Annotated in this window: 22 protein-coding genes; 16 read left to right on the forward strand and 6 right to left on the reverse strand. The window is 65.2% G+C overall.

Going from position 1 to position 22,469, the window contains the following annotated elements; translation table 11 throughout:
• The first annotated feature begins 24 nt into the window (after window positions 1–24).
• The 5 genes from AruPA_RS01890 (at window position 25) to AruPA_RS01910 (ending at window position 5,797) form a co-directional block, all read left to right on the forward strand.
• On the forward strand, window positions 25–1,515 hold the full coding sequence (locus AruPA_RS01890; RefSeq protein WP_265634576.1) for a glycosyltransferase family 4 protein: 1,491 nt from the start codon (window positions 25–27) through the stop codon (window positions 1,513–1,515).
• 102 nt (window positions 1,516–1,617) lie between these two features.
• Window positions 1,618–4,122, forward strand: coding sequence for a helicase-related protein (locus tag AruPA_RS01895; protein WP_265634577.1), 2,505 nt, complete (start codon window positions 1,618–1,620; stop codon window positions 4,120–4,122).
• On the forward strand, window positions 4,109–4,423 hold the full coding sequence (locus AruPA_RS01900) for an RNA-binding S4 domain-containing protein (protein ID WP_265634580.1): 315 nt from the start codon (window positions 4,109–4,111) through the stop codon (window positions 4,421–4,423). Before AruPA_RS01895 ends, AruPA_RS01900 begins: the two co-directional genes overlap by 14 nt.
• A 65-nt stretch (window positions 4,424–4,488) precedes the next feature.
• Window positions 4,489–4,821, forward strand: a complete 333-nt coding sequence (gene fdxA / locus AruPA_RS01905) for a ferredoxin FdxA (RefSeq protein WP_265634582.1) — start codon at window positions 4,489–4,491, stop codon at window positions 4,819–4,821.
• A 331-nt stretch (window positions 4,822–5,152) separates the two neighbouring features.
• Complete coding sequence (locus AruPA_RS01910; RefSeq protein ID WP_265634583.1) at window positions 5,153–5,797, forward strand: CarD family transcriptional regulator; 645 nt, start codon at window positions 5,153–5,155, stop codon at window positions 5,795–5,797.
• A gap of 62 nt (window positions 5,798–5,859) precedes the next feature.
• Here the strand turns inward: AruPA_RS01910 and AruPA_RS01915 are convergent, their stop codons facing one another.
• The 6 genes from AruPA_RS01915 to AruPA_RS01940 form a co-directional block, all read right to left on the reverse strand.
• Window positions 5,860–6,624 (reverse strand): amino acid ABC transporter ATP-binding protein, encoded by a 765-nt coding sequence (locus tag AruPA_RS01915; RefSeq protein ID WP_265634585.1) that lies wholly within the window; start codon window positions 6,622–6,624, stop codon window positions 5,860–5,862.
• On the reverse strand, window positions 6,624–7,376 hold the full coding sequence (locus AruPA_RS01920) for an amino acid ABC transporter permease (RefSeq protein ID WP_265634586.1): 753 nt from the start codon (window positions 7,374–7,376) through the stop codon (window positions 6,624–6,626). The genes AruPA_RS01915 and AruPA_RS01920 overlap by 1 nt, the downstream gene beginning before the upstream one ends.
• A gap of 6 nt (window positions 7,377–7,382) precedes the next feature.
• On the reverse strand, window positions 7,383–8,213 hold the full coding sequence (locus AruPA_RS01925; RefSeq protein ID WP_265634588.1) for an ABC transporter substrate-binding protein: 831 nt from the start codon (window positions 8,211–8,213) through the stop codon (window positions 7,383–7,385).
• Between the two features lie 133 nt (window positions 8,214–8,346).
• Window positions 8,347–10,017, reverse strand: a complete 1,671-nt coding sequence (locus tag AruPA_RS01930) for a cytosine permease (RefSeq protein WP_265634589.1) — start codon at window positions 10,015–10,017, stop codon at window positions 8,347–8,349.
• Between the two features lie 104 nt (window positions 10,018–10,121).
• Window positions 10,122–11,012, reverse strand: coding sequence for a response regulator (locus tag AruPA_RS01935; protein ID WP_265634590.1), 891 nt, complete (start codon window positions 11,010–11,012; stop codon window positions 10,122–10,124).
• Entirely contained in the window at window positions 11,009–14,305 is a 3,297-nt protein-coding gene (locus tag AruPA_RS01940) for an ATP-binding protein (protein WP_265634591.1), read from the reverse strand. The genes AruPA_RS01935 and AruPA_RS01940 overlap by 4 nt, the downstream gene beginning before the upstream one ends.
• Window positions 14,306–14,530: 225 nt before the next feature.
• Here AruPA_RS01940 and fmdA point away from each other — a divergent pair, with 225 nt between their 5' ends.
• The 11 genes from fmdA to ureG all read left to right on the forward strand — a co-directional run bounded on the left by fmdA (window position 14,531) and on the right by ureG (window position 22,468).
• Window positions 14,531–15,763 (forward strand): formamidase, encoded by a 1,233-nt coding sequence (gene fmdA / locus AruPA_RS01945; RefSeq protein WP_265634593.1) that lies wholly within the window; start codon window positions 14,531–14,533, stop codon window positions 15,761–15,763.
• 181 nt (window positions 15,764–15,944) lie between these two features.
• Entirely contained in the window at window positions 15,945–16,265 is a 321-nt protein-coding gene (locus AruPA_RS01950) for a zinc ribbon domain-containing protein (protein WP_265634595.1), read from the forward strand.
• Between the two features lie 43 nt (window positions 16,266–16,308).
• The gene (locus AruPA_RS01955; protein ID WP_265634596.1) at window positions 16,309–16,911 is read left to right on the forward strand and encodes a hypothetical protein; all 603 of its coding nucleotides are present in this window, start codon (window positions 16,309–16,311) and stop codon (window positions 16,909–16,911) included.
• 190 nt (window positions 16,912–17,101) lie between these two features.
• A complete protein-coding gene (locus AruPA_RS01960) occupies window positions 17,102–17,818 on the forward strand; it encodes an urease accessory protein UreD (RefSeq protein WP_265634598.1) in 717 nt (238 codons plus the stop codon).
• Window positions 17,818–18,441 carry a GNAT family N-acetyltransferase gene (locus AruPA_RS01965; protein ID WP_265634600.1) on the forward strand — a complete coding sequence of 208 codons (624 nt, stop codon included), beginning with the start codon at window positions 17,818–17,820 and terminating at the stop codon, window positions 18,439–18,441. Before AruPA_RS01960 ends, AruPA_RS01965 begins: the two co-directional genes overlap by 1 nt.
• The gene (locus AruPA_RS01970) at window positions 18,438–18,740 is read left to right on the forward strand and encodes an urease subunit gamma (protein ID WP_029312841.1); all 303 of its coding nucleotides are present in this window, start codon (window positions 18,438–18,440) and stop codon (window positions 18,738–18,740) included. The genes AruPA_RS01965 and AruPA_RS01970 overlap by 4 nt, the downstream gene beginning before the upstream one ends.
• Window positions 18,741–18,753: 13 nt before the next feature.
• Entirely contained in the window at window positions 18,754–19,059 is a 306-nt protein-coding gene (locus AruPA_RS01975) for an urease subunit beta (RefSeq protein ID WP_265634603.1), read from the forward strand.
• The gene (gene ureC, locus AruPA_RS01980; protein WP_265634605.1) at window positions 19,059–20,765 is read left to right on the forward strand and encodes an urease subunit alpha; all 1,707 of its coding nucleotides are present in this window, start codon (window positions 19,059–19,061) and stop codon (window positions 20,763–20,765) included. The genes AruPA_RS01975 and ureC overlap by 1 nt, the downstream gene beginning before the upstream one ends.
• Window positions 20,765–21,193 carry an urease accessory protein UreE gene (locus AruPA_RS01985; protein ID WP_051657491.1) on the forward strand — a complete coding sequence of 143 codons (429 nt, stop codon included), beginning with the start codon at window positions 20,765–20,767 and terminating at the stop codon, window positions 21,191–21,193. The genes ureC and AruPA_RS01985 overlap by 1 nt, the downstream gene beginning before the upstream one ends.
• Complete coding sequence (locus AruPA_RS01990) at window positions 21,186–21,839, forward strand: urease accessory protein UreF (RefSeq protein ID WP_211252800.1); 654 nt, start codon at window positions 21,186–21,188, stop codon at window positions 21,837–21,839. The genes AruPA_RS01985 and AruPA_RS01990 overlap by 8 nt, the downstream gene beginning before the upstream one ends.
• Window positions 21,836–22,468 (forward strand): urease accessory protein UreG, encoded by a 633-nt coding sequence (gene ureG, locus AruPA_RS01995; RefSeq protein WP_051657492.1) that lies wholly within the window; start codon window positions 21,836–21,838, stop codon window positions 22,466–22,468. Before AruPA_RS01990 ends, ureG begins: the two co-directional genes overlap by 4 nt.
• Window position 22,469: the final 1 nt, after the last annotated feature.

A 22,469-nucleotide genomic window follows, 5' to 3' on the forward strand; every position in this document is an offset into this window, starting at 1 on the left:
CGCTCGCGCACCGGCACCGAAGTCATGACGGCCGAACTCGCGCGGGCCCTCCTGGCGCGCGGCCATCAAGTCGCGATCTACGCCCCCAGGCTCGGTGCCCTGGCCGAGACCGTCATGGCCTGCGGCGTCCCCGTCACCGACCGGATCGATGCGATCGGCTTCACCCCGGATCTCATCCACGGCCACCATAACACCGCCCTCGCCGTGGCGATGGTCCGCTTTCCCACCAGCCGGGCCGTGTTCGTCTGCCACGATTCCGCGATGGCCTATGATTCACCCATTATCGATGCGCGAATCGGCGCCTATGTCGGCGTCGATCAGGCCTGTACCGCGCGTCTGCTCGTCGAAGGTGCGCCGGCGGGGCAGATCCATCTGGTCCCCAACGCGGTCGATCTCAGCCGCTTTTGCTGCCGCACCACATTTGCCGCCGTGCCCCGCACGGCCCTCGCCGTCACCAAGTCCCGCGCCCCCTGGCTCGCTGCGGTGCGCGCCGCGTGCGCCGATGCCGGCATATCTCTGACCGCGGTCGGCCCCGCGGTCGATCACATTGTCGCCGATCTGCCCGACCGCATGGCCGCCAGCGATATCGTGTTCGCCTGGTCGCGCAGCGCCGCCGAAGCTGCGGCAACCGGCGCTTCGGTCATTCTGTGCGACGAATTCGGCTTCGGCGGGTTGCTGAGCGTGGCCGACGCCCAGGAATACCCCGACGGTAAATTCGCCCGCCGCGTCCTGCCCGACCCGGTGACACCCGCCGCCGTCGCCGCCGCCATCGCCGCCTGCGATCCGCGCAACGCTGAACAGGTCGCCGCCATCGTCGCGCAGAAACTCTCGCTCGACGACATGATCCCCCGTTACGAAACGCTGTACAAAACAATCCTGGCAAGCCCGCTGCCCGATGCGCCCTCCGGTATCGCGGCGTTCCTCGAACGCGCGCTGCCCCGCTTCGACCTGCCGCCCGATCTTTACCGCTCCGGCGCAGCCCTTGAAGCCCGCCTCATCCGCCTCGATGCCTGGCTCGGCGGCCGCGCCCGGCTCGAACGCCTGATGCCCGCCATCATCGGCTTCACCGCCGCCAGCCGCAGCCTTGGGCTGCTGGGCGAAGGCTGGGCCGCCGCCGAAGACTGGGGCTGCTGGACCATCGCCCCGGTCGCCACACTAGACCTGCCGGTTGCACTGATCACCGAATGGCGCGGTCAGCTCAAACTCCAGTGCCATCATTACTTCCCCTCGGCCGAGCCGCCCGATACGGTCCGCTCGGTTGAGGTCAGATCGGGCGGCCGCCTGCTGGCGCGCTGGGATTTCCATCGCCGCGACTACGGCAAGCCCGATCGTCCCACCCCGACCCTCGCGCTGCCGATCTCGCTCTGGCAGGGCGTCAACGGCGCCATCCGCCTGTCGTTTCACATGCTGGCACCGGCATCCCCCCTGGCCGCCGGCGAGGGTGACGACCCCCGCCGCCTCGGCCTCGCCCTGACATCGATCGGCGGTGCCGCGCCAGGCACCAGCCAGAATTAACCAGGAGTCTCGCGCCTCTTCTGTTGACCGAAAAAAGACCCGGCGCCTCTGCCGATGGCCCCGCGGCCTTGCTTTCCGTCCAGAAATCGCCACACTCTCTGCATGTCCGGATTCGCCCCGCGTGTGAAAGCGGTGCTTGGCCCCACCAACACGGGCAAGACGCATCTCGCCATCGAGCGTCTGCTGGGCCATTCCTCGGGGATCATCGGCTTTCCCTTGCGCCTCCTTGCCCGCGAAAACTACGACCGCATGGTGAGCCTCAAAGGCGCGCGCCACGTCGCCCTGATCACCGGGGAGGAAAAAATCGTCCCCCCCGATGCCAGATGGTTCTCCTGCACGGTCGAGGCGATGCCGCTCGACCGGCCGGTGGAGTTCATCGCTGTCGATGAAATCCAGCTCTGCGCCGATGCCGATCGCGGCCACGTCTTCACCGATCGTCTGCTCAACGCCCGCGGCATGGTCGAGACCATGTTCCTCGGCGCCGAGACCATCCGCAAACTCCTCAAACGCCTGGTGCCGGACGCCGAAATCGAAACCAGACCGCGCCTGTCGCAACTCAGCTTCACCGGTGCCACCAAACTCTCGCGCCTGCCGCCCCGCTCGGCGATCGTCGCCTTCTCCGCCGCCGAAGTGTACGCCATCGCCGAAGCGGTCCGCTCACGCCGCGGCGGCTGCGCCGTCGTCATGGGCCGCCTCAGCCCGCGCACCCGCAACGCCCAGGTCGCCCTCTATCAGGACAAGGAGGTCGATTTCCTGGTCGCGACCGATGCCATCGGCATGGGTCTGAACATGGATGTCGATCACGTCGCCTTCGCCGGCCTCTCGAAATTCGACGGTCACCGCCCCCGCCCGCTCGCCGCCGCCGAAATCGCCCAAATCGCCGGCCGCGCCGGCCGCGGCATGCGCGACGGCACCTTCGGCACCACCGGCCGCTGCCGCCCCCTGACCGAGGATCTGGTCAGCGCGGTCGAGGCTCATGCATTCGAACCGCTCGAGCAACTCGCCTGGCGCAATTCGACCCTCGATTTCTCCTCGATCGAAGCGCTCCTCGCGAGCCTGCTTTCGGCCCCGGACCGCCAGGGCCTCACCCGCGGCCACGACGCGTCCGATCTGCTGACCCTGTCCGCCCTGTCCGGCGACCGCGCTATCAGCGACCGTGCCCGCACCCCCCGCGCCGTCCGCCTGCTGTGGGACGCCTGCCAGATCCCGGATTTCCGCAAACTCGCGACCGATATCCACACCAAGCTCTGCGCCCGCGTCTTTCAGCATCTGCTCGAAGACGGCGTGCTGCCCGAGGAATGGGTCGCCGCGCAAATCGCGGTCCTCGGCCGCACCGACGGCGATATCGACACGCTGATGCAGCGCCTCGCGGACGTGCGCATCTGGGCCTATATCGCAGCACGGGCGGACTGGGTGCGCAACGCCCTGGTCTGGCAGGGCCGCGCCCGCGAGGCGGAAGACCTGCTGTCGGATGCGCTGCATGAAAAACTGATGGCGCGCTTCGTCGATCGCCGCGCCGCCCGCATCACCCGCGGCCTCGATGCCGGCGAGCCCGCCGGGCTGATCTCGGCGGTCACCGGCGCCGGCGAAGTGGTGGTCGAAGGTCATCCGGTCGGCCGGGTCGACGGGTTCCGCTTCGAGCCGGACGCCACGATCGGCGGTGCCGACAAGCGCCTGGTCCTGCGCGCCGCGCGCCGCGCCCTGGGCGGTGAAATGCCGCGCCGGGTCGCCAGGGTCGAATCAGCACCGGACGGTGCCTTCGCCCTGCAACCCGACGGCGTGATCGCCTGGCAGGGCGCCCCGATCGCACGGCTGCGCCAGGGCAGCGCCCTGCTCGCCCCCGCCATCGAAATCATCGACAGCGAATTTCTCGATGGCGCCCAGCGCGAAACCCTGCGCGCCCGCCTCGCCCGCTATGTCGATGCGATCATCGCCCATGACCTGATGCCCCTGTTCGCCGCCGCGCGCGCCGCCGAGCAGAACCCGGCCCTGCGCGGCGTCGTCCACCGCCTCGCCGAACAGGCGGGCGTGCTGCCCGCCGCCCCGATCGATGCGGCGCTGCGCCCGGCACTGCGCCGCATCGGCGTGCGCGCCGGCACCTTCGCGCTCTATCTGCCCGCCCTGCTCAAGCCCCGCCCGGCAACGCTGCGCGCCATCCTGTGGGCCGCATGGCGCAAACGCTGGCTGCCGCCGCTGCCCGCGCCCGGCATGGTCTCCATCGCCACCCCCGACTGGCCGGCCGGCCTCGCAAGTTTCATGGGCTGGCTCGATTGCGGCCCCCGCGCGGTCCGGCTCGATATCGCCGAACGGATCGCGGCCGACCTGCGCTACGCCGCCCGCCGCCGCCCCGCGCCGGTCCCGCCCGGCCTCGCCTCGCGCCTCGGCATCAGCCAGGACGAGCTTGCCCCGGTCCTGCGCGGCCTCGGCCTGCGGCTGATCCCCGCCGAGCTGCTGGACGATACCCAGTTCGGCCCGCCGCAACCGGCGCGCATCGCCATCGCCGCCCCGCGCAAGCCGGTCATCGCACCGCCCGCCGAACCCGCGCCGGCGCCGAACCCGGACCATCCTTTCGCGGTGCTCGCCGCCTACCGGCGTGAAGCCTCCTGATCCCCGCCAGACGGCGCAGATCGAAGATGTCAGCTGGCAGCGGCTCGACAAATTCCTGTTCCACGCCCGCTTCGCCCGCACCCGTGCCATCGCCGCCACGTTGATCGGCGCCGGTTGCGTGCGGATCAATCGGCAGATGACCGAAAAACCCCACGCCAAACTGCGCCCGGGCGACGTGCTCACCCTGGCTTTGCCGCGCGACGTGCTGGTGGTGCGGGTCCGCAGCCTCGCCCAGCGGCGCGGGCCGGCCGAGGAAGCGCGGCAGCTCTATGACGAGGTCAAGGAAGCCGGTCCCGGCTAATCTTGCGCAAATGCCATGTAAGGGGCATATCGCGGTTAAGTTTTTTCATGTCTCAGGAGTGCCCGATGACCTATGTGGTCACCGAAAACTGCATCAAATGTAAGTTCATGGACTGCGTCGAGGTTTGTCCGGTCGACTGTTTTTATGTCGGCGAAAACATGCTCGTCATCCATCCCGACGAGTGTATCGATTGCGGCGTCTGCGAACCGGAATGCCCGGCCGAGGCGATCGTGCCCGATTCCGACGACAAGGCGGCCGCCTGGCTCGAGAAAAACCGCGATTTCGCCCTCACCTGGCCGAACATCACCCGCAAGGGCACTCCGCCCGACGATGCCGACGAGTGGAAAGACAAACCCGGCAAGGCCGCGCTGTTCTCCGCCGAACCGGGCGTCGCCTGACCACTCCCAGGGGCAGCGTTCCCGACTCGATGTTTTTGTGATACTATGGTGACCCTCTGCGGCTTTTTGTTGCCGCATCCGTTCATGGACGAGGGTTATGATGAGACAGGACCAGGTCAGCGCGGAAAAACCGGTGAAGCCCACACGCAAGGCGGCCGCCAAGGCACCAGCGGCAACGGAGACGCGCGCCGTAAAATCGACGCAAACGACCGATAGACCGTCGCCCCCATCGAAGGTCTCGCCGGCGCGTGCCCGGCCGGCCAAATCTGTTGAACCCGCACCCGAACCAGCCGCGTTGCGTTCGATTTCAAAAAAAGGCGCCCCATCCGACATGACTGCCGCATCCCAAGCCGCCGCTAAAACCGCCGCCGAACCTGAAGACGAGATCGCCGTCGAAACCCCTGCCGCCAAGGAAACCGCTGTCGAGCGCGATGCCATGCCGCCGCCCGGCCCGCGCCCGATGCTGCCGCAACGCGCCATCGCCAAGGCGGAGAACTTCAAGGCCGGCGATCACGTGGTCTACCCGACCCACGGCGTCGGCAAGGTCGAGCGCATCGCGGCCGAAGAAATCGCCGGCCAGACGCTCGAACTCATCCATATCACCTTTGATGAAAACCGCATGACGCTGCGCGTGCCGGTCAACAAGGCACGCACCGCCGGGTTGCGTAAACTCTCCGGCCGCAAGCAGTTCGACGAGGTGCTTGCCGCCCTGAAAGGCCGCGCCCGCATCAAGCGCACCATGTGGTCGCGCCGGGCCCAGGAATACGAAGCGAAAATCAATTCGGGCGACCCGATGGCCATTGCCGAGGTCGTCCGCGACCTGCACCGCAACGCCGGTCAGCCCGACCAGAGCTTCTCGGAGCGCCAGATCTTCGAGGCCGCCCTTGAGCGGTTGGCCGCGGAATACGGCGCGCTCGAAGGACTCGGCAAACAGGAAGCGATCGACAAGCTGCTGCTGTTTCTGAAAAGCGAATAAGCAAAGCCAGGGGCAGCACCCGCCCGGTTGTTCACCGACCCATCAAAACCTGCCTCGGCCTGTCAATGCCTCGTTGCGAGCAGGGCGCGGGTTTTCGGATGGGCAGGAGCGTTGAACAAGCGTTCGGGCGGGCCGTCTTCCACGATGCGGCCCTGGTCCATCACGATGATGCGGTCGGCCACCTGCCGCGCGAAGCCCATTTCATGGGTGACGATCATCATGGTCATGCCGTCCTGCGCCAGGCCACGCATGACGGCCAGCACTTCGCCGACCATTTCCGGGTCGAGCGCGCTGGTCGGTTCGTCGAACAGCATCACGGCTGGTTCCATCGCCAGCGCGCGGGCGATCGCGACACGTTGTTGCTGGCCGCCCGAGAGCGAGGCTGGAAAGCTGCGCGCCTTTTCCGCAAGACCGACACGGGCAAGCAGCCGCATCGCCCGTTCGCTCGCCACCGCCCGGCTTTCACCGCGCACGCGCATCGGTGCGAGGATGATGTTGTCCAGCACGCTCAGATTGGCGAACAGGTTAAACCGCTGAAACACCATGCCGACATCGCGGCGCTGGCGCGCGATATTGCGCTCCCGATCCTCGATCAACACGCCCCGCCGGTCTCGATAGCCGATCAGAAAGCCGTTGACCGTGATGCGTCCCGCCTCGATTTTTTCCAGATGATTGATACAGCGCAGCAGCGTGGTCTTGCCCGAGCCGGATGAGCCGATCAACACCACGGTTTCCCCGCGTGTCACGGTGAAGCTGACGCCATCGAGGATCTTGTTGGGGCCGAAGAATTTCTCGACCCGCTCCGCCTGCACCAATACCTCGGCCATCAGGCGTGCTCGCCCTGCAATGGGCCGATCACCATCGCATCGCCGCGCGCGGAACCGCGATCCATCCGCCATTCGACATAGCGCATCACCCCACCCCAGATCGATGTCAGAGCCAGAAAATAGAGCGCCAGCACCGAATAGAGCTCGAAGGTCCGAAACGTCGCGGAGTTGATCGTCTCAGTTACCAGCAGCATTTCGGAAACCCCGATGACGCTGACCAGTGTCGAGTTCTTCAGCATGATGTTGAACTGATTGCCGATCGGCAACAGAATAATCCGCAGCGCCTGCGGCAACACGACGAAGCGCAGGATCTGTGCTGGCACCATGCCGAGCGATTTTGCCGCCTCGGTCTGGCCGCGATCCACCGCATCGATCCCGGCGCGGAAAATCTCGGCCATATAGGCGCCCTCGTTCAACCCGAGCGCCAGAATCCCGGCCTGCACATTGCCCGAAATGGTGAATGGCCCGGCGGTGATGTCATGAAACCGCAGAATCCCCGCCGCCGCGAGACCGGTGTAGATGAACACGATCTGCACCAGCAGCGGCGTGCCGCGCATCAGAAAAATATAGAACCGGGCAGGCCACATCAGAAACACCGAGGCCGAACGCCGCGCCAGCGCCATCGGCAGGCCGATCACCAGACCGATGACCTGCCCGCCGATGCTGATCAGAATCGTCAGCCATAGACCCTGCAGGAACGCGCCGTCGGGCTGCAGCAGCTGATGCCAGAAATATGGCCAATCGAAATGCATCGCCTCTCAACCGGCGGCTGGCTTGAGCATGTCGATCCCGAGATCCCATTTCTTGAAGATCGCGGCGTAGGTGCCGTTCTTCATCAATGTGGCGAGTGATGCGGACAGCGCCTGGTTGAGCGCGGTTTCGTTCTTGCGCAGGCCGATCCCGGTCGCGATCTTGAAATAAGGCGGTCCGCCCATGGCGAACTGGCCGGGCACCTTGTGCACGTAGTAGCGCGCCGTCTCATAGGCCACGCCGTAAGCCGCGACCTGGCCGAACTGCAATTGCTGCAGGGCCTGGGTGTTTTCGGGAAAGGCGACAATGTCGATCGGCGTCTTGCCGGCCGCCTTCAAAGCGATGTTCGCCTTATCGAGGAGCACCGTCGCCGTGGTGCCGGTTACGGTTGCCACTTTCTTGCCCGACAATGCCTCAAGATCCGGCACTTTCGGCGCGCCGGGTTTCAGCAGCACCGCCTCGTGCGAGAGCATATACGGGATTTCGTCGATCACCTTCAGCCGCGATTTCTTGATGAACAACTGGGAAATGATCGCGTCGCAATGACCCGCGAGCAAGGCCGGGATCAATCCGGCGAACGGCATGTTGATATACACTGGCTTCAACCCGAGGTTTTTGGCCAGGGCATCGCCGAGGTCGATATCGACGCCTTCAGGTTTGGTCTGCGGGCTCATGAATTCCATCGGCGGTAGGTTGATCGCGCTGCAGTAGCGGATGGTCTTCGATTTCATCATCGCCGCCGGCAACGCCGCCCGCGCGCAGGGCAGCGTGAGCGCTGCGAGACCGATCGACAAGGCGGCCGCTGCGATGGCCGAGCCTCTTTTGATTAAGTTCGCCATTCATCACTCCAAAGTTGACAAGTCCGGTGAATTCCGTTGCTGTCGCGTCACGTCACGGAACAAGCAAGAACCGTGCCGCAATGTGAACGGGCCGGATGCTGCCATCCGGCCCGCCCTTATGCCGTCGGGCCGCTCAGACTACGGGCGGCGTGCCATACGACAGCACGGGCAGCGCGTGCGGCTTTTTGCACATGTCGCCACAATCACTGTCGAGCGAGCAGCACAGCGAGCAGATGCTGCCGGCGTGGTAGGGGCACGAGGTCATGTCCTGTTTTTCGTACTCATAGCCGCAGGACACGCAGTTGAGCGTGCTGTGGTCGATGCCGGCCACATAGGTTGCCTCGCGGGCGATGTAGTATTTGCCCTTGGTCGCGATCGCGATGATCGGTGAGGCGACGAAGGCGACACCGAGTGCGATGAAGGACGAGAACGCCGCGCCATAGGCGCCGAACACCCCGAAGAACGCCGCGACGGAAATGATCGAAGCGATCACCATGGCGCCGAAGCCGACCGGGTTGAAGTTGTAGAGATGGGCACGCTTGAACTCGATGTAGGACGGGCTGAGCTTCAGCAGCGGCTTGTTGATCACGAGGTCGGCGACCACCGCACCAATCCAGGCGACCGCGACGTTCGAGTAAAACCCGAGGATCTTGCCGAGGAAGCTGAACATGTTGGCTTCCATCAGCGTCAACGAGATGCCGATGTTGAGGAAGATGTAGACGATGCGGCCCGGATGGGCGTGCAGCAGGCGCGAGAAGAAGTTCGACCACGACAGCGAACCGGAATAGGCGTTGGTGACGTTGATCTTGATCTGCGAGAGAATGACGAAGAATGTCGCCACCGAAATCGCGACCATGCCGGCGCCGAACATGGCGGTGAAACCGGCGTGATACATCTGGATCGGTTCATTGGCCTTGGCGAGCGGCGTGCCGTGGTTGAACGCGACCGAGGCGAAGAAAGAGCCCATAAGCTGCTTGGCCGCACCCAGAATGACCCAGCCCGGACCGGCGCCGAGCACGGCGAGCCACCAGCCGATCGAGTTCTGCTTGGTCTTGTCCGGCATGAAGCGGAGATAGTCGGCCTGTTCGCCGATCTGCGCGATCAGCGACAACGCGATGCCGGCGGCCGCGCCGAACAGCAGCGGGTTGAAGGCGGTGCCGGAGGGCGAGGAGCCGGCGAAGCTGGTCCACTGGCTGATCGCGTGCGGATCGACCGCAAGCACCGCGATCGGCGGTGAGAACAGCAGGAACAACCACAAAGGCTGCGTCCAGGTCTGCAGTTTCGACAGCAGCGTCATGCCGAAGGCGACGAGGGGGATGATCATCAGCGAGCCGATGGCGTAGCCGATCGGCAGGGGAATGCCGAAATAGAGGTTGAACGCCTGCGCCATGATCGAACCTTCGAGCGCGAAGAATATGAAGGTGAAACTGGCATAGATGACCGAGGTAATGGTCGAGCCGAGATAGCCGAAGCCGGCGCCGCGGGTCAGCAGATCGACGTCGACATTGTATTTCGCACAGTAATACGCAACCGGGATGCCGGTCAGAAAGATCACCGTCGCGGCCGCGAGAATGCCGTAGAAGGCGTTGGTGAAGCCGTATTGCACCGCGAGCGATCCGCCGATCGCCTGATCCGCCAGATACGCGATGCCGCCGAGGGCCGCCGAGAACACCGCATATTGCGACCAGGTTCGGAAACTCTTGGGCGCGTAGCGCAGCGAATAATCCTCGATGACCGGATTACTGACAAAACGGTTGAATTTTCGTTTCGGCTTGGTGACGCCGTCGGGCATGACGATCGACATGGTTGCACCTTTCGAGGGTCAGAGATTACCAAATAGTAAAATCATCTGGCCATGCATGGCCCTCGCAACGGAATGCGGCTTATCGCGCGCTACTCTACGTGAAGCTACGTAGAGCCGAGCGCGCGCATCGCAATCGCGACCGCCGAGGCGCGGTTTTCGACCCCGAGTTTGACGTAGATCTGTTCGAGATGTTTATCGACCGTACGGGGGCTGACCGTCAAAATCGCGCCGATGTCGCGGTTCGATTTACCCCGCGCCAGCCAGAACAGCACCTCGGCCTCGCGTGGCGTCAGCGCCGCATGGGTGCGCAACCGCGCGAGATCCGCCTCGACATCCTGCTGCGTGATGCGCAACAAAAACTCATCGGGGCCGATCTGGCCGAGCAGCGCGATCTCGACCACGCGGTCCGCCAGATCGAGCATCTGCGTCTCGCTGGTGGTCTCGCGGGCAATCCGCTCGGCGAGCCACGCCGCAATCGCCGCCGGCAGGGGCTCGCCAGTGCCAAGCCCCGCGAGTTTCGCCGCCTGGCGGGTGCTCCATAATATTTTGCCGCCCCTGTCGCACGCGAGCAGAAACCGCCCCGCCGCATCCATCGCCGCCTGCACGCTGCGGGTGAGCCCGGCATTGGCCAGATGCACCTTCAGCCGCGCGGCGACCTCGTCCGGCCGCACCGGCTTGGTCACGTAATCGACCCCGCCGGCCTGCAGGCCATCGATCACGTGATTGGTCTCGGCGAGACCCGTCATGAAAATCACCGGCACCAGCGCGCAGGCCGGTAATTGCTTGATCCGCCGGCAGGTCTCGAACCCGTCGATGCCCGGCAGCATCGCATCGAGCAGCACGGCGTCCGGCGTGATCCGCTCGATGATGCTCAGCGCCATCTCCCCCTGCAAGGCGACCAGCACATTGTAGCCGGCGGCCTCGAGCGTTTCGGTCAGCAGGCCGAGCATCGCCGGATCGTCGTCGACGACGAGGATGGTGGGGCGGAAATTCATGCGGCGTCCCGATCGAGGTCGGCGAGTGCGGCGATCAACTCCGGCAGGCGGAACTCATCGAGCAGGCGGCGCAGCTCGCCTAACACCGGTGCTGCCCCGGGGTCGGTGGCGGTCAATTCATCGATCCGTTCCCGCAATGGCCGCACGAACCCGATTTCGGCGAGGCGGCGCAACTCGCCGGCATAGGGCACCAGGCGCAGCGAGGCTGGCGCGGCATCCGTTGCAACCATCGGCGCCGGCATCCCGGTTTCCCAGTCGAGCCCGAGCAGCCTGCCGATGTCCGCAACCAACTGCCGCAGATCGACCGGCTTGACTAACAGCGCATCGAACGGCGAGTCCCCGGCGCGTAACCGCGCCACCTCGCCCGCATCGGCCGAGACCAGGATCATCGGCGTCGATTGATGCCCTTCCGCGCGCAGCCGATGCGCCAGCGAAACGCCATCGCCATCCGGCATCGTCAGATCGAGAATGAACAGATCGGGCGCCGTCGATTGCGCGAGATCGAGACAGGAGCGGCTATCCGGTGCGGAGAGCACCGTAAATCCCAGCGGCGTCAGCGCATCCTCCAGCAAGGCCCGGTGGGTCGCGTTGTCATCGGTCACCAGCACGCGCTTGCGCGCACCGGCATAGCCCGTCACTGCAGGGCGCGGCGGCGCAATCGCCACCCCACGAGCCCGGTGCGACAGCATTAGCCGCACGGTAAAGATGCTGCCCCGGCCGGGCTCGGATGCGACGGTGATATCGCCGCCGAGAATCTGCGCCAGCAGTTTGGTGATGGTGAGTCCAAGCCCGATGCCGGGCGGTGCCGCGCCCGCCTTGGGAGCAATCCGCTCGAACGGCTCGAAAATCCGCGCCCGATGCTCCGGCGCGATGCCCGGCCCGGTATCGCTGATGGTGAACTCCGCCACCTGCCCCGGTACCCGCACGGCGAGCCGCACCTCGCCCGCAGTGGTGAATTTGATCGCGTTGGACAGCAGGTTGATCAGGATCTGGCGCAGCCGCGTCGGGTCGGTCGTTACGGTTTCAGGCAATGTCTGCGGACAATCGAACACGAAGCCGATGCCGCGCGCCTCGGCCTGGTGGCGGAACATGTCGGCGATCTGGCTTAGGAAATCGTGCAGCCGGATTTCGCGCCGCTCGATCTCGATCCGCCCGGCCTCGATCTTGGCGATGTCCATCAGCCCTTCGATCAGCCCGGACAGATGCTCGCCGGAGCGCCGGATCACCCGCAGCGCATGGCGGCGCTTTTCGGGAATCGCGGGATCGACTTCGAGCAATTGGGCGTATCCCAGGATCGCATTGAGCGGGGAGCGCAATTCATGGCTGATGCCCACCACGAAACGGCTTTTGGCCAGATTGGCCGATTCCGCCGCCTCGCGCGCGCGGGCCAGCTGGGCATCGGTGCGCTTGTGCGCGGCGATCTCGGCCAGCAGCAGGCGGGTCTGCTGTGCGGTCTCGTCCTCCGCGGCACGGCGGGATTCGCGTGCCAGCACACCGAGCCAGGCGACCACCCCGGCCACGATTGCCAGCAGCAGAAACGCCCGCCACAACGCCCGCGCGAGCAGCGCGGACGAGGCGGGATCGGCCGGCCCCGCGATGCCGTACAGCGCCGCGAGCAGGCCGCCAAGCAGCAGCACGGCCACGGCGAACACGAAGCCGAACCGCAGCGTCGCCGGCGACAGGCGGCGATAGACCGAGGCCGGCAGGGCGGTTTTGAAGACCGCGGATAGCTGCATCCCATAGCGTCCCTGCGGCTTGCATGCGTCATGGCAGCGCGCTTCGAGCGTGCAGCACAGCGAGCAGATGGGTGCTGCATAGACCGGACAATGCGCCATGTCCTCGCCCTCGAACGGATTGGCGCAGACCACGCACACGCGCGCGCCCGTGCCCTGCCACGATTTGCGCGGCTTGCGCGCGAGGTAGAACCGCCCGCGGGTGAGCGCCGCGATGGCCGGCGCCGCGCCGATTGCGATCAGCAGCGCCACGACCGGGGCGAACGCGCGCGCCATGGGCCCGAGCAGCCCGCCGATCGCCGCACTGCCGAGCAGCACGGCCAAACCCATCGCGCCCAGCCCGACCGGATTGATGTCGAACAGATGCGCGCGCTTGAACTCGATGCGCGCCGGGGCGAGCCCGAGCGGCTTGGCGATAGCGAGATCGCCGAAAATCGCGCCCACCCAGGCGCAGGCGAGCACCGCATAGAAGGCCAGAATATGCTCGATCGCGCGGTAGATCCCCAGTTCCATCAGCAGCAGCGCGATCGCCACGTTGAAGAAGACCCAGACGATCCGCCCGGGATGCCGATGGGTCAGGCGCGAGAAGAAATTGGACCACGCGATCGACCCGGCATAGGCGTTGGTCACGTTGATTTTCAATTGCGCGATCAGCACGAGCGCCACGGTCAGCGGAATCGCCAGGAACGCCAATCCGTGCGGTAGAATGATCGCCCAGGCGGTCCGGTACATCATCACCGGCTGCCCGGCTTCGTTGATCGCCGCCCCCGCGCGCACCGCCAGCACCGCCAGCAGCGACCCGGCCGCGAGTTTCACGATGCCCGGCACCACCCAACCCGGCCCGGCGATGATCACCGCGCGCCACCACGCCGCCTGCTCGCCCTGCGCCGGCGGCGGCAGAAATCGCAGGTAATCGACCTGCTCGCCGATCTGCACGATCAGCGACACGATCACCGACAGCGCCGCCCCGAAATCGAGCCAGCGGAACCCCGCGCCGAACCGCACCCACGGCCCGAGATCGATCCGCCCGCGCGCGGCGAGCAGCATGATGGCGATCAGCGGGGAAAAGTTCAGCACGAGCCACAATCCGCGCGTGCGCCACTGGAACCGGCTGATGAAGGTGATGCCGAACGCGACCATCGGCAGCACCATGCCGGCCGAAATAATGTAGCCGAGCCATTCCGGAATCCCGAGGCAATAGGCCAGCATGCCGGACAGGATGGAGGCCTCGATCGCGAAGAAGATGAAGGTGAACGAGGCATAGATCAGTGAGGTGACGGTCGAGCCCAGATAGCCGAACCCGGCGCCGCGCGTCAGCAGATCGATATCGACCCCCGCGCGCGCCGCCACCAGCGCGATCGGGCCGGCGGTGAGCGCGATGATCAGCCCGGCGGCCAGGATTGCCGGCATCGCGTTGGCAAATCCGTAGCGCAGCGTGATCGCGCCGCCGATCGCTTCGAGCGCCAGGAACGCGGTGGCGCCGAACGCGGTATCCGCCACGCGCCCGGCCGAGAAACGCCGCGCACTCAGCGCGGTGAAGCGCAGCGCGTAATCCTCCATCGTTTCGTTCGCAACCCATTGATTATACGAACGACGCGGCCCGGTAATGCGTTGGCGCAAAGCCAAACGAGTGTCCCTTTCCATAGCGCGGCGGTGCTTCCCTGAGGCTCGGCGGGTCTTCGCCCGCGATGTCGCGCATGCCTATACGCCGAACGCCGTATTCAGCCCGATCCGATTAAGCCGGACGATTGACGATATCATTGACCGGTTTTTCAGGAGAATGCCATGACGGAAACGTTGATCAAGGTCGATCTCAGCCAATCCCCCTACGAAAACGACATGATCCACAACCGCTGGCACCCGGATGTGCCGATGGTGGCGACGGTGAAACCGGGCGACGATTTCATCCTGCAAACCTATGACTGGACCGGCGGCTTCATCAAGAACGACGAATCCGCCGCCGATGTGCGGGATATCGATCTTACCACCGTCCATTTCCTGTCCGGCCCGATCGCGGTGGAAGGGGCCGAACCTGGCGACCTGCTCGTGGTCGATATTCTCGACATCGGCACCCTGCCCGGCAATGAATGGGGCTTCAACGGTTTCTTCTCCAAAAAGAACGGCGGCGGCTTCCTGACCGACTACTTCCCCCAGGCGCAGAAATCGATCTGGGACATCAAGGGGATGTTCACCTCCTCGCGCCACATCCCCGGCGTGCGGTTCGCCGGCCTGGTCCACCCCGGCCTGATCGGCTGCCTGCCCGATCCCTCCCTGCTCGCGACCTGGAATAAGCGCGAGGTCGATTTCATCGCGACCAACCCCACCCGCATCCCGCCGCTGGCCAACGCCCCATTCCCCGGCACCGCTCATATGGGCCGCCTGAAGGGCGAAGCGCGCGACGCCGCCGCAGCAACCGGTGCCCGCACGGTGCCGCCGCGCGAACACGGCGGTAATTGCGACATCAAGGATTTGTCACGCGGCGCGCGGGTTTATTTCCCGGTCTACGTTAAGGGTGCAGGCCTCTCGGTCGGCGACCTCCACTTCAGCCAGGGCGATGGTGAAATCACCTTCTGTGGTGCGATCGAAATGCCCGGCTGGATCCACCTCGGCATCCACTCGCTGATCAAGGGCGGCGTTGCCAAATACGGCATCAAGAACCCGATCTTCAAACCCAGCCCGATCAAGCCCGACTACAACGACTTCCTGATCTTCGAAGGCATCTCGGTCGATGACCAAGGCGGGCAGCATTATCTCGACGTGTTCGTGGCCTACCAGCAGGCCTGCCTGAACGCGATCAACTATTTGAAAAAATTCGGCTACTCCGGCGCCCAAGCCTACGCCATCCTCGGCACCGCCCCCGTCCACGGCCACATCTCCGGCGTGGTCGACATCCCGAACGCCTGCGCGACACTCTATCTGCCGACCGAGATTTTCGATTTCGATATCAATCCGAGCGCGGATGGACCGGTGCCGCGGGATATGGCAGGATCGGATGTGCTGCTTGCGCCTGATCTCTGACGTTTAGGTAAGGCGAGGACAGCACTTCTTTTTTTGAAAAAAAAGAAGCAAAAAAACTTCTATTCTTCTGGGCTCGTGCCAACTCAACCGCCCGTGCCCCAGATCAAAAAAGTTTTTTGCTTCTTTTTTACAAAAAAGAAGTGCTTGATTATCTTTCCTGCCCCCAGCCCACGGAGCCGAAATGCCGGTCTACGAATACGAATGCCCCACCTGCGGCGGTTTCGAAACCATCGCCCCGATCGCCCAGTTCGATCAGCCGCAGCCCTGCCCCGATTGCGGCGATGCCGCGCCGCGCGCCTTGCTCTCGGTGCCTATGCTCGCGATCATGGGCGCAGCGCAGCGACGCGCCTTCGCCACCAACGAGCGCAGCGCCAACGCGCCGGAAACCTCGCGCCGCACCGGCAAGCACCCGGCCAGTTGCGGCTGCTGCAAGCCGGTCGTGCCCAATGCCAATGTCAAGAAATCCTTCCCCGGCAAGCGCCCATGGATGATCGGCCACTGAGCGCGATCAATCCGCCCGGTTTGGCCGGGCCATCAACCATGATATGAGACCGCGTTACTTCGCCAAGGAAAATCATGATATGCGTGCTTCGGCACGACGGGCAGTTCTGAGCGCAATCGTACTGACAGGCGCTGCGGTGATCCTGCCGACCGCCAGCGCTGCGCCATCGTCCGGCCGCTCCCGTTTCGCCGGTGCCTTGTTCGGGAAATCCTGCCTGCAAGCGCCGCCGACCTTTGCATCGGTCGATCGGGCTGCATCGAGCGCCGGCTATCAGGTGTTTCAAAACCGCATGATCGGCGCTGGGGCGCATCAGAAAGAATGGCTTGTTCCGATCATGCCAAAAGCAGCACCTTTGCTTCTGAGCGTCATCAGCGGTCCGTCGCGGAACGGCGCATCGAACATCACAGTCTGTGGCGTCTCTGTGCTGGGCGCATCCGGACCGGGTCTGCAGCAAGCACTCTCGGCGAACCCTCGACTGGGCCGTCCGAGAAAAATCATCGCAGGGCCCCACGGTGGCACCCAGATCTATTGGCCAGTGGCGTTCGGCGGCGCGACAAAATCGCCAGACGCACAGGTGGTTCTCGCCTACGGTCTTCCGGGAACGCAGCTCGATCAGATCGATTTAATCCTCCAGACCCCCCAATGAAACGCACCAATTGAAGTGCTCCAATGGCAGTGCCGATCGTTCCCTCATTGTCGGTTCCGTGCCCGATAGGTTTTTCGTTCGCCAGTCGTGCGCCCAGCGCGCAGTCGGTCACATCAGATTGAGCGTTCGCCTGCGCGATCAAACGACGGTACTGGACCGCTTGCACCAATCGGGCCCACTGCGCCTGAGGGTGGTTCGTTCCGAACCCGACACCGCAACCACCGCCATCCTGCTCAACACCGGCGGCGGCATCGCGGGCGGCGATGTCAACCGGATCGATATCACCGCCGCACCGCGCACCGCGCTCACGCTCAGCAGCCAGGGTGCCGAGCGTATCTACCGTGCCGGCATCGGCGACCTGCCGTCGCGCATCACCACGCGCATCGCCATCGGCGCTGCCGCAACACTCGAATATCTGCCGCAGGAAACCATTCTGTTCGACAACGCTGGCCTCAACCGAAGCCTGCGGATCGATCTGGCCGGCTCGGCGCGCTACCTCGGCATCGAATCCCTGATTTTCGGTCGCGCCGCGATGGGCGAAACCATCGCGGCGCTCGACCTGACCGACACGGTGGAACTCCACCGCGACGACGCGCTGGTGTTCCGTGACAAGCTGAGGCCGCCGCGTGAGTTCGCCGCAGCGCAGACGCATCGCGCGATGTTCGGCGGGGCAAGCGCGATCGCCACCATCCTGCTCGCATCCCCCGATGCCGCCAGTTTTCTCGATGCGGTGCGCGATGCGCTTTCCGGCCGCAATCCTGGCGTCACAGCCGGGGTCAGCGCCTGGAACGGCTTGCTTCTGGTGCGGCTTCTGGCTCAAACTGGCGCGGCGCTGCGGGTCGCCTCGCTGCGCGTCTTGTCGGTCCTGCGTCAGGACCGGCCGATGCCACGGGTATGGGGATGTTGATGGATCTGAATGCACCGCCACCCGCAGGGGCGTTCCGCGCGGTCACGCTCACCGGCGAGCACGTCCGGCTGGAACCGCTGAGCATCGCCCATACCGAGGGGCTGATCGCAGCGGTGCAGGACGGCAGCCTGTGGCGCCTGTGGTACACCGCAATCCCGGCACCCGATTCCATGGCAACCGAAATCCACCGCCGCCTCGCCTTGCAGGAGGCCGGCTCGATGCTGCCCTTCACGGTGTTCGACGCATCGGGCAAAATCGTCGGCATGACCACCTATATGAACATCGATGCGGTGCACCGGCGGGTCGAGATCGGCTCGACCTGGTATGCCGGACGCGTGCAGAAAACCCCGCTGAACACCGAAGCCAAACGCCTCCTGCTCGGCCACGCGTTCGAGACGCTGCACTGCATCGCGGTCGAGTTCCGCACCCATTTCTTCAACCACCAGAGCCGCCGCGCGATCGAACGGCTGGGTGCCAAGCTCGATGGCGTCCTGCGCCATCATCAGCGCGACAAGGACGGCAATCTGCGCGATACGTGTGTGTACAGCATCATCGCGCCGGAATGGCCGACCGTACGCACCCATCTGCTGTTCCAACTTGCACGCCATGAGCCGGCATCATGAATCTTTCCCCTCGCGAAAAAGACAAACTCCTCATCGCCATGGCCGCCATCGTCGCGCGCCGCCGGCTCGAACGCGGCGTCAAGCTCAACTACCCCGAAGCCATCGCCCTGATCACTGATTTCGTGGTCGAAGGCGCGCGGGATGGAATGAGCGTCGCCGCACTGATGGAACAGGGTGCCCATGTCCTCACCCGCGAACAGGTGATGGGGGGCATCGCCGAGATGATACCGGATGTTCAGGTCGAAGCGACGTTTCCGGACGGGACCAAGCTGGTGACCGTGCACGATCCGATCCGATGAAGGGAACAGTGCGATGACTCCGGGTGAAATCATGTGTGCCGAGGGCGATATCGAGCTGAACGCCGGCCTTGCCACCCTGACATTGACCATCGCGAACACCGGCGACCGGCCGATCCAGGTCGGCAGCCACTATCATTTTGCCGAAACCAACGCCGCCCTGCGGTTCGATCGCACCAAAGCGCACGGCCATCGGCTCGATATCCCGGCCGGCACCGCCATCCGCTTCGAACCCGGCCAGACGCGCGATGTCGTCCTCGTGCCGTTGCGCGGCGATCGCATCGTCTACGGGTTGCGCGGCCTGACCATGGGGGCGCTGTAATGGCGAGGCTTTCCCGCACCGCCTATGCCGACATGTTCGGCCCGACCACCGGCGATCGCATCCGCCTCGCCGATACCGAGCTTTTCGCGGAGGTGGAACGCGATTTCACCATCTACGGCGAGGAGGTGAAATTCGGCGGCGGTAAGGTCATCCGCGACGGCATGGGCCAGTCCCAGCGCAGCCAGGCCGAGGGGGCGGCGGATACCGTGATCACCAATGCGCTGATCATCGACCATTGGGGCATCGTGAAGGCCGATATCGGCATCACCCAGGGCCGGATCAGCGGTGTCGGCAAGGCCGGCAACCCGGACATCCAGCCCGGTGTCACCATCGTCATCGGTCCGGGGACCGAGATCATTGCCGGTGAGGGCAAGATCATCACCGCCGGCGGCATCGATGCGCATATTCATTTCATCTGCCCCCAGCAGGTCGAGGAAGCCATCGCGTCGGGCATCACCACCATGCTCGGCGGCGGCACCGGACCCGCGACCGGCACGGCGGCGACCACCTGCACACCGGGCCCGTTTCATCTGGCGCGGATGCTGGAAGCGGCCGAGGGTCTGCCGGTCAATCTCGGCTTCGCCGGCAAGGGCAACGCCTCGCGCCCGGCGGCGTTGGAGGAAATGATCCGCGCCGGTGCCTGCGCGCTGAAACTGCACGAAGACTGGGGCACCACCCCCGCCGCGATCGACACCTGCCTTTCGGTGGCCGATGCGTTCGACGTGCAGGTGATGATCCATTCGGACACGCTGAACGAAAGCGGCTTCGTCGAGGACACCATTGCGGCCTTCAAGGGCCGCACCATCCACGCCTTCCATACCGAGGGTGCCGGCGGCGGCCATGCGCCGGATATCATCAAGGTCGCCGGCCTGCCTAACGTGTTGCCGAGTTCGACCAACCCGACCCGCCCCTACACGATCAACACGATCGACGAGCATCTCGACATGCTGATGGTGTGTCATCACCTCGATCCGTCGATCCCCGAGGATCTCGCCTTTGCTGAAAGCCGCATCCGCAAGGAGACCATCGCCGCCGAGGATATTCTGCACGATCTCGGCGCGCTTTCGATGATGTCGTCGGACAGTCAGGCGATGGGCAGGATCGGCGAGGTGATCACCCGCACCTGGCAGACCGCGCACAAGATGAAGACCCAGCGCGGGGCGCTCGCGGGCGATGGCGCGGCCGATAACGCGCGGATCAAGCGCTATGTCGCGAAATACACCATCAATCCGGCCATCGCGCACGGGTTGTCGCGCGAGATCGGCTCGGTGGAGGTGGGCAAACTGGCCGATCTGGTGGTCTGGACCCCGGCGTTTTTCGGGGTAAAACCCGATCTGATCGTCAAGGGCGGCAGCATCGCTTTTGCGATGATGGGCGACCCCAACGCCTCGATCCCGACCCCGCAACCGGTCCACGCGCGCCCGATGTTCGGTGCGTTCGGCCGCGCGATCGGCGCCACATGCATCACCTTTGTTTCGCAAGCCGCGATCGACGATGGCATCGCCCAGCGCCTGAACCTCGCGCGGATGATCCGCCCCGTCGTCAACACGCGCGGCGGCATTGGCAAGCGCGACATGATTCATAACAATGCCACCCCGCATATCGAGGTCGACCCCGAAACCTACGAAGTCCGCGCCGATGGCGAAATCCTCACCTGCGAACCGGCCGCCACCCTGCCGATGACCCAGCGCTACTTCCTGTTCTGATGCGCGCCACCGCGGTTCGACCACAGGGCGACTGGCAGCCAGCCGACACCATCACGCTCGACTATCACCATCGTCACCGCCGGCGCATCCGCCTGCGCACCGATGGCGGGGCCGATCTCCTGCTCGACCTTGCCGAGACTACGCATCTCCGCGACGGCGACGGGCTCGATTGCGGCGACGACGGCATCGTCCGCGTCATTGCGGCGACCGAACCGCTCGCCGAAATCACCGGCGATCCTGATCTGCTGGTCCGTCTCGCCTGGCATCTCGGCAACCGCCATCTCGATGTCGCGTTCCGTGGCACCGCCCTGCTGATCCGGTCCGATCACGTGATCGAAGCCATGGTCACCGGCCTCGGCGGCACCATCACGCACAGCGAGGCCGCGTTCGACCCGGAATCCGGCGCCTATGCGCACGATCATGGCTGACGATCTGCTGCATCTGCTCACCTGGCTCTCACCCGCCTTCCCGACCGGCGGCTTCGCCTATTCGCACGGGCTGGAATACGCGGTGGAAGCCAGGGATGTCACCGACGGCGCGATGCTGCGCGAGTGGATCGGCGCTCTGCTACGCTACGGTGCCGGCCGCACCGATGCCATCCTGCTCCGCCACGCCTATCGCGCCGATGATCTGCCGCGCATCGCCGCCTTCGCCGCTGCCTGCGCGCCCACCCGCGAACTCGCCGCCGAAACGCTCAACCAGGGCACCGCCTTCGTCGCCGCCGCGAAACCCTGGCTGCCCCCCGACCTCGCCGCCGTTCTGGCAGCCATCGGCCCGATCGCCTACCCCGTTGCGGTCGGCGCCCTCGCGGGCGCCACCGGTACCGATCAGGAGGCGACCACCATCGCCTATCTGCACGCCTGGTGCGCCACTCTGGTCTTGGCCGGCGTGCGGCTGATCCCGCTCGGCCAGAGCGCCGGCCTTGCCGTGCAGGCCGCACTCGAACCGATCATCCGCGCCATCGCCGAGCAGACCCGCGGTGCCGAGCTGGACGATATCGCCGCCTGCTGCATCGCCGCCGACATTGGCTCGATGCGCCATGAAACCCAATACACGAGGTTATTCCGCTCATGAGTGAAACCGCCCTGCACCACAAAACCAAGACCGCGCTGCGGGTAGGCGTCGGCGGCCCGGTCGGCTCCGGCAAGACCGCACTGATGGACGCGCTGTGCCGCGCCTTTCGCGACCGGTTCGACATCGCGGCGATCACCAACGACATCTACACCAAGGAAGACGCCGAGTTCCTCACCCGCGCCGGCTCGCTGGTGCCCGAACGCATCCTCGGCATCGAAACCGGCGGCTGTCCGCATACCGCCATCCGCGAGGATGCCAGCGCCAACCTCGCCGGCGTTGCCGATCTGCAGCACCGCTTTCCGGGCCTTGATCTCATCCTGATCGAATCCGGCGGCGACAACCTAGCCGCCACCTTCAGCCCCGAACTCGCCGATATCACGCTCTATGTCATCGATGTCTCGGCCGGCGACAAAATCCCCCGCAAGGGCGGCCCCGGCATCACCCGCAGCGATCTGCTGGTGATCAACAAGATCGACCTTGCTCCCATGGTCGGCGCCGATCTCGGCGTGATGGACCGCGATGCCAAACGCATGCGCGGCGAACGCCCCTTCGTGTTCGCCAATATCCGCGCGGGCCGGGGCGTCGCCGAGATCGCCGATTTCATCGTCCGAACCGGCGGCCTCGGCTGAG

Source organism: Acidiphilium sp. PA, assembly GCF_026191915.1.
Lineage (GTDB): Bacteria > Pseudomonadota > Alphaproteobacteria > Acetobacterales > Acetobacteraceae > Acidiphilium.

Bases quoted from the DNA above. Each gene is read 5' to 3' on its own strand.
- AruPA_RS01955 (WP_265634596.1), top strand. From the start codon at position 16,309: ATGAGACCGCGTTACTTCGCCAAGGAAAATCATGATATGCGTGCTTCG.
- ureG (WP_051657492.1), top strand. From the start codon at position 21,836: ATGAGTGAAACCGCCCTGCACCACAAAACCAAGACCGCGCTGCGGGTA.
- AruPA_RS01970 (WP_029312841.1), top strand. From the start codon at position 18,438: ATGAATCTTTCCCCTCGCGAAAAAGACAAACTCCTCATCGCCATGGCC.
- AruPA_RS01910 (WP_265634583.1), top strand. From the start codon at position 5,153: ATGACTGCCGCATCCCAAGCCGCCGCTAAAACCGCCGCCGAACCTGAA.
- AruPA_RS01920 (WP_265634586.1), bottom strand. From the start codon at position 7,376: ATGCATTTCGATTGGCCATATTTCTGGCATCAGCTGCTGCAGCCCGAC.
- fmdA (WP_265634593.1), top strand. From the start codon at position 14,531: ATGACGGAAACGTTGATCAAGGTCGATCTCAGCCAATCCCCCTACGAA.
- fdxA (WP_265634582.1), top strand. From the start codon at position 4,489: ATGACCTATGTGGTCACCGAAAACTGCATCAAATGTAAGTTCATGGAC.
- AruPA_RS01930 (WP_265634589.1), bottom strand. From the start codon at position 10,017: ATGTCGATCGTCATGCCCGACGGCGTCACCAAGCCGAAACGAAAATTC.
- AruPA_RS01950 (WP_265634595.1), top strand. From the start codon at position 15,945: ATGCCGGTCTACGAATACGAATGCCCCACCTGCGGCGGTTTCGAAACC.
- AruPA_RS01890 (WP_265634576.1), top strand. From the start codon at position 25: ATGACGGCCGAACTCGCGCGGGCCCTCCTGGCGCGCGGCCATCAAGTC.
- AruPA_RS01985 (WP_051657491.1), top strand. From the start codon at position 20,765: ATGCGCGCCACCGCGGTTCGACCACAGGGCGACTGGCAGCCAGCCGAC.
- AruPA_RS01935 (WP_265634590.1), bottom strand. From the start codon at position 11,012: ATGAATTTCCGCCCCACCATCCTCGTCGTCGACGACGATCCGGCGATG.
- AruPA_RS01990 (WP_211252800.1), top strand. From the start codon at position 21,186: ATGGCTGACGATCTGCTGCATCTGCTCACCTGGCTCTCACCCGCCTTC.
- AruPA_RS01975 (WP_265634603.1), top strand. From the start codon at position 18,754: ATGACTCCGGGTGAAATCATGTGTGCCGAGGGCGATATCGAGCTGAAC.
- AruPA_RS01915 (WP_265634585.1), bottom strand. From the start codon at position 6,624: ATGGCCGAGGTATTGGTGCAGGCGGAGCGGGTCGAGAAATTCTTCGGC.
- AruPA_RS01940 (WP_265634591.1), bottom strand. From the start codon at position 14,305: ATGGAGGATTACGCGCTGCGCTTCACCGCGCTGAGTGCGCGGCGTTTC.
- AruPA_RS01925 (WP_265634588.1), bottom strand. From the start codon at position 8,213: ATGGCGAACTTAATCAAAAGAGGCTCGGCCATCGCAGCGGCCGCCTTG.
- ureC (WP_265634605.1), top strand. From the start codon at position 19,059: ATGGCGAGGCTTTCCCGCACCGCCTATGCCGACATGTTCGGCCCGACC.
- AruPA_RS01965 (WP_265634600.1), top strand. From the start codon at position 17,818: ATGGATCTGAATGCACCGCCACCCGCAGGGGCGTTCCGCGCGGTCACG.
- AruPA_RS01895 (WP_265634577.1), top strand. From the start codon at position 1,618: ATGTCCGGATTCGCCCCGCGTGTGAAAGCGGTGCTTGGCCCCACCAAC.